The organism is Umezawaea beigongshangensis, from assembly GCF_016464305.1.
Lineage (GTDB): Bacteria > Actinomycetota > Actinomycetes > Mycobacteriales > Pseudonocardiaceae > Umezawaea_A > Umezawaea_A beigongshangensis.
Genome location: NZ_JAEIOJ010000010.1, coordinates 238,306 through 244,338, shown reverse-complemented (window position 1 = coordinate 244,338; position 6,033 = coordinate 238,306). Strand labels below are relative to the sequence as shown.

The 6,033-nt window shown below is 71.5% G+C and carries 5 protein-coding genes and 1 rRNA gene; 4 read left to right on the top strand and 2 right to left on the bottom strand.

All coding sequences use genetic code 11. The annotated features are described in order from the left end of the window. The 4 genes from rrf to pgm form a co-directional block, all read left to right on the top strand. Positions 1–74: ribosomal RNA gene (gene rrf, locus IMZ35_RS32295) — 5S ribosomal RNA — on the top strand; the annotation flags it as partial. An 87-nt stretch (positions 75–161) separates the two neighbouring features. Further along, the gene (locus IMZ35_RS23900) at positions 162–1,064 is read left to right on the top strand and encodes a TIGR03619 family F420-dependent LLM class oxidoreductase (protein ID WP_199443406.1); all 903 of its coding nucleotides are present in this window, start codon (positions 162–164) and stop codon (positions 1,062–1,064) included. A gap of 5 nt (positions 1,065–1,069) precedes the next feature. Next, entirely contained in the window at positions 1,070–2,083 is a 1,014-nt protein-coding gene (locus IMZ35_RS23895; RefSeq protein WP_199443405.1) for an EcsC family protein, read from the top strand. Between the two features lie 18 nt (positions 2,084–2,101). Next, complete coding sequence (gene pgm, locus IMZ35_RS23890; protein ID WP_199443404.1) at positions 2,102–3,739, top strand: phosphoglucomutase (alpha-D-glucose-1,6-bisphosphate-dependent); 1,638 nt, start codon at positions 2,102–2,104, stop codon at positions 3,737–3,739. 66 nt (positions 3,740–3,805) lie between these two features. Here the strand turns inward: pgm and IMZ35_RS23885 are convergent, their stop codons facing one another. Further along, the gene (locus tag IMZ35_RS23885) at positions 3,806–5,194 is read right to left on the bottom strand and encodes a cation:dicarboxylate symporter family transporter (RefSeq protein ID WP_199443403.1); all 1,389 of its coding nucleotides are present in this window, start codon (positions 5,192–5,194) and stop codon (positions 3,806–3,808) included. A 108-nt stretch (positions 5,195–5,302) separates the two neighbouring features. Next, a complete protein-coding gene (locus IMZ35_RS23880) occupies positions 5,303–6,001 on the bottom strand; it encodes a Crp/Fnr family transcriptional regulator (protein WP_199443402.1) in 699 nt (232 codons plus the stop codon). Positions 6,002–6,033: the final 32 nt, after the last annotated feature.

Sequence of the window (6,033 nt, the reverse complement as noted above, 5' to 3'; positions counted from 1 at the left end):
ACCCGGAAGTTAAGCCCTCCTGCGCCGATGGTACTGCACTCGTGAGGGTGTGGGAGAGTAGGTCACCGCCGGACAATTTTTACCCCGCGAGGGGTTCTCGGTTGCAGCACTTCACGGTGCTCCCGAGAACCCTCGCGGGGTTCTTGCGTTACGGTCGAACGATGAAGATGGGCTTCGCGGCACCGGTGTCCGGTTCTTGGGCCACCGCGGACAACCTCCTGCACGTCGCCCGGCGTGCGGACGAACTCGGCTACCACTCGTTGTGGACCTTCCAGCGCCTGTTGTCACCGGTCGACGCCTCGTGGGGGGAGAGCTACCGCAGCGTCCTCGACCCCGTCGTCGCCCTTGCTCACGTCGCCGCGACCACGAGCCGCATCCGGCTCGGCACCGCGATCCTCAACATCCCCCTGGCCGGTCCCACCGTGGTGGCGAAGCAGCTCGCGACGCTCGACGTCCTGTCCGGCGGCCGGGTCGACGCGGGTCTCGGACTGGGCTGGGCACCGGAGGAGTTCGCGGCCGCCGGTGTTGCGATGGAGCACCGGGGACGCCGGGGTGAGGAGTTCGTCACCGTCCTGCGGAAGCTCTGGACGGACGACGTGGTCCAGCACGACGGCGAGTTCTACTCGATCCCGGCCAGCAGGGCCGACCCCAAGCCGGTGCAGCGACCGCACCCGCCGATCCTCCTGGGCGGGGCGGCGGACGTGGCGCTGCGCCGGATCGGGCGGATCGCCGACGGGTGGATCAGCAGCAGCCGCACCGACCTCACGACGATCGGGACGTCCGTGGCGCTGATCCGGGAGTCGGCGGAGCGGGCCGGTCGCGACCCCGACGCGCTGCGGTTCGTCTGCCGGGGCGTCGTGCGGGTCCGCGACGACGAGCGAGCACCCCTCACCGGCACGGTCGAGCAGATCAGGGGTGATCTCGCGGACCTGGCGGAGCGGGGGATCACGGAGCTGTTCGTCGACCTCAACTTCGATCCGCTGGTGGGTTCGCCGGACGCGGACCCGGTGCGGTCCGCGGAACACGCCGACGAGGTTCTGGTCTCCTTCGCACCGGGTAGGTGATGGTCATGCAGCCGAGCCGGAAGATGTCCGACTACGACGCCGAGGCGTGGCGCGCGCTGAACGACCGTCCGGAGCGGACGAGCAAGCAGCTCCTCCCGGCGGGGTTGAGGGCGCGGTTGAGCCGCACGGCGGACAGCGCCAAGGAGAAGTTCGAGTCGCTGCCGGGCGCCGGTCGCTTCGAGGAGATGCTGACGGACGCGCTGCGCGGGCTCACCGATCTCGGCGCGAGAGCCGCGCGGGCGTCGCTGCGACGCGACGCCGTCCTGGGCGCCTACCGCAAGCGCGGTCACGCCGTGGAGTCCCTGGACGACGTCAGGAGGCTCGACCTGCGCGAGATCGACGAGGTGAGGCCGAGGCTGGACCTCGGGTACGTCACGGCGTCCACGGTGCAGGGGGCCGCCGCCGGGTTCGCGGTGTCCGGCGGTCAGGTGATCGCGGCCGGTGGCACGGCGGTGTCGGCGGGTGCGGCGGCCGCGCCGGGTGCGGCGCTGGTGCTGGGCACGATGGCGGCCGACGCCGCCGCGGTCCTGATGGCGAGCCACCGGGCGGTCGCGCACGTCGCCGCCTACTACGGCTACGACCTGGACCGCGACGACGAGAAGCTGTTCGCCCTGGGGGTGCTGGGCTACGCGACGGCGTCGAACGCGGGCAAGGCGCAGGCGTACCTGGAGCTGAACAAGGTGGTGCGCGGGCTCGCGGGTCGGCAGTCGTGGATGCAGCTGGAGCAGCACGTGGTGACCAGGGTCGTCCAGCAGGTCTACCAGCGCCTCGGCATCCGGCTGACGAAGCAGAAGCTCGCCCAGGCCGTGCCGGTCGTCGGCGTGGTGATCGGCGCCGGGCTCAACGCGAGGTTGCTCTCGCGCGTGGTGGACGACGCGAACCACGCCTACCGCCGGCGCTTCCTCCAGGAGAAGTACGGTCTGCTGCCCGCCCCGGTGGCGGACGTGGCGGACGTGGCCGACACCATCTCCGTCGCCGAGATCGTCGACGCGGAGATCGTCGACGAAGACCGCACCTGATCACCGAAGGAGTTCTACGTGTCGCACGACAGGGCCGGACAGCCGGCCTCGCCCGACGACCTGGTCGACGTGGCCCATCTCGTCACCGCCTACTACTCGGAGCACCCCGATCCGTCGGTCGCGGAGCAGCGCGTCGCGTTCGGCACCTCCGGGCACCGGGGGTCGGCGCTGCGGCTCGGGTTCAACGACGACCACATCGCCGCCGCCGCGCAGGCCGTGTGCGAGCACCGGGCGAGGGCGGGGGTCACGGGTCCGCTGTACGTGGGGCGCGACACGCACGCTCTGTCCGAGCCCGCGTTCGTCACGGCGCTGGAGGTGTTCGCGGCCAACGGGGTCGACGTGCTGGTGGACAGCCGGGGCGGCTACACGCCGACTCCGGCGGTGTCGCTGGCGATCCTGGTGCACAACGCGGGCCGCACCGAGGGGCTCGCGGACGGCGTGGTCGTGACGCCGTCGCACAACCCGCCGGAGGACGGCGGCTTCAAGTACAACCCGCCGGACGGCGGCCCGGCCGGTTCGGACATCACCAGGGGCATCCAGGACCGCGCGAACGAGCTGCTGGAGGGCGGTCTGCGCGAGGTCGCCCGGATTCCGCACGAGCGCGCGCGGAAGGCGGTGCGGCCGTTCGACTTCCTCGACCTGTACGTCCGCGAGCTGCCCGACGTCGTGGACCTCGACGCGATCCGCTCGGCGGGGGTGCGCATCGGCGCGGACCCGCTGGGTGGCGCGAGCGTGGCGTACTGGGCGGAGATCGCCGACCGGCACGGTCTGGACCTGACGGTCGTGAACCCGTTGGTGGACGCCACGTTCCGGTTCATGACGCTGGACTGGGACGGGCGGATCAGGATGGACTGCTCGTCGCCGAACGCGATGGCGTCGCTGATCGCGCGCAAGGACGAGTTCGACATCGCCACGGGCAACGACGCGGACTCCGACCGGCACGGCATCGTCACGCCCGACGCCGGGCTGATGAACCCGAACCACTTCCTGGCCACGGCGATCGACCACCTCTACGCGCACCGCGACGGGTGGTCGGCGGACGCGGCGATCGGCAAGACGCTCGTCAGCTCGTCGATCATCGACCGCGTGGCTCAGCGCCTGGGGCGGCGGCTGATCGAGGTTCCGGTGGGCTTCAAGTGGTTCGTGCCGGGGCTCGTCGACGGCTCGATCGCGTTCGGTGGCGAGGAGAGCGCCGGTGCGTCGTTCCTGCGCCGGGACGGGCGGGTGTGGACGACGGACAAGGACGGCATCATCCTGGCGCTGCTGGCGTCGGAGCTGACCGCGGTGACGGGGAAGACGCCGAGCGCGCGGTACCGGGAGCTGACGGCCGAGCTGGGTGATCCGGTGTACGCGCGGATCGACGCGCCGGCCACGCGCGAGCAGAAGGCGGTGCTGGGGAAGCTGTCGCCGGAGCAGGTGTCGGCGGACGAGCTGGCGGGTGAGCCGATCCTGCGGCGGCTGACGAGCGCTCCCGGCAACGACGCGCCGATCGGCGGGCTGAAGGTGGTCACCGAGTCCGGGTGGTTCGCGGCGCGTCCGTCGGGCACGGAGGACGTCTACAAGCTGTACGCGGAGTCGTTCCGCGGGGCGGAGCACCTGGAGCGCATCCAGCGGGAGGCGCAGCAGATCCTGGACTCGGTGCTGGACGTCGGCTGATCGGGTGAGCGGTGTCCCCGCCCGCACCTGCTGCACGGGGGTGCGGGCGGGGAGGCCGTCGGCCGATCAGCTCCGGGCGGGTTCGTTCTCGCCGCTGGGCCGCTCCGGCGCCTGCTCCTCGTGACCGGGCTGCTCCGGCGCCTTCTCCTCGTGGCGGTCCAGCATGGACGCCTCGTCGAACGGGTCGTCGCCGCGCAGCACGCGTCCCGCCCGGTCGCGGTCGAACTCGCCGACCCAGTTGCCGATGAGCACGGTGGCCACGGCGTTGCCCGCGAAGTTGGTCAGGGCGCGCGCCTCGGACATGAAGCGGTCGATGCCGACGATGAGGCCGACGCCGTCCACCAGGTCGGGGCGGTGCGCCTGCAGGCCACCGGCGAGGGTGGCCAGACCGGCGCCGCTGACGCCGGCGGCGCCCTTCGACGCGATGATCATGAACACCAGCAGGGAGATCTGCTCGCCGATCGCCAGGGGCGTGCCCAGCGCGTCCGCGATGAAGATCGACGCCATGGTCAGGTAGATCGCCGTGCCGTCCAGGTTGAACGAGTACCCGGTCGGCACGGTGATGCCGACGACCGGGCGCGAGACGCCGAGGTGCTCCATCTTCGCGACGAGCCGCGGCAGCGCGGTCTCCGACGACGAGGTGGACACGATGAGCAGGAACTCGCGGCCGAGGTAGCGCAGCAGCGACCAGATGTTGACGTTCGCGCCGAACTTGAGCACCAGGCCCAGCACGCCGAAGACGAAGATCACGCAGGTGATGTAGAAGCCGAGCATGATCTGGAGCAGGCTCAGCAGCGCCGCGCCGCCCGCGGCTCCGACGACCCCCGCGATGGCGCCGAACGCGCCGATCGGCGCGACCCACATGATCATGGCGAGGATGCGGAACGCGAGACGCTCGAAGTGCTTGACGCCGCGCAGGATCGCGTCGCCGGACGAGCCGAGCGACGGGATGGCGAAGCCGATGAGCAGCGCCACGAACAGCGTCTGGAGCACGTTCTCGCCGGCCAGCGGGGACACCAGCGAGTCGGGGATGATGCCGAGCAGGAAGTCGACGGTGCCGGTGGCCTCGGAGTCGGCCGCCTTCTCGCCCGCCTTGCGCGCGGCGTCGGTCAGTCCCAGGCCCGAGCCGGGCTGGATGATGTTGCCCACGACGAGGCCCACGGCGAGCGCGAACGTGGACATGACGAGGAAGTAGGCGAGCGCCAGGCCGCCGACCTTGCCGACGGTCGCCGCCCTGCGGACGGAACCGACCCCCAGCACGATCGTGCAGAAGATCACCGGGCTGATCATCATCTTGATCAGCGCGACGAACCCGGTGCCCAGCGGTGTGAGGGCCTTGCCGACCTCGGGTGCCAGGAGGCCCACGGCGATGCCGAGGAAGACGGCGACGATCACCGCTATGTAGAGCAGGTGCGTCCGGTCGCGCTTCCGCACGGTGGTACTGCTGTCTGACACTGGGCCTCCCGAGGACCGCGCTGAACTGGGTGTCGCCAGATAATGCACTGTCGCTGATCGTCGCGGGACGGACGCCTCCACATCGGGGGCGAATCCCTGCCCGACCGCTCAGGGCTCGTCGGCGTCGAAGGGCATGCTGGCGGCCATCGAGTGCAGCACCTCCGGCACGGCGATCACGATGCGGCGCCGCCGGGTCAGCAGCACGCCGCGTTCGCGCAGCACGTGCAGCGCGCGGGCGACGGCTTCGCGGGACGCGCCGATCGCGTTCGCCAGTTCCTGCTGCGACAACCGCATCTCGATGACGACGCCCTCCTCCGCGGCGGTGCCGTACTGGGCGGCGAGGCGGAGCAGGTGCACGGCGAGGCGTTCGGGGGAGCGGTACGCGCCCTGCTCCATCCTGCGGGTGTCCGAGCGGCGCAGCCGGTCCCCGTTGTGGGCCAGCAGCGCGATGGCGATCTGCGGGCGCTCGTGCAGGCAGCGCACGAACCGGTCGGCCGCCAGGGTGCTCACCCGCAGCGGGGTGAGCGCGCGGATGGTGGCGGAGCGCGGTTTGGCGTCGAGCGCGGCCAGGTCGCCCAGCACGTCACCGGCTCCGCGGATCGCGAGCAGCGCCTCGTGGCCGTTGCCGGAGGACAGCGTCACCTTGACCCAGCCGGACAGCAGGAGCACGACGTGGGTCGACGGATCGCCCTGCCGGAACAGGGTCTCGCCCGCGCTGGACGTGCCGGGGCGGCCCGCGCCGACGAGGAACTCCCGGTCTTCCGGCGTCAGCCGGGCGAGGAACGCGCCGTCCGCGGATCCGCTCACCTCGTCGAACAGTACCGAGCGGTGCCAGCCCC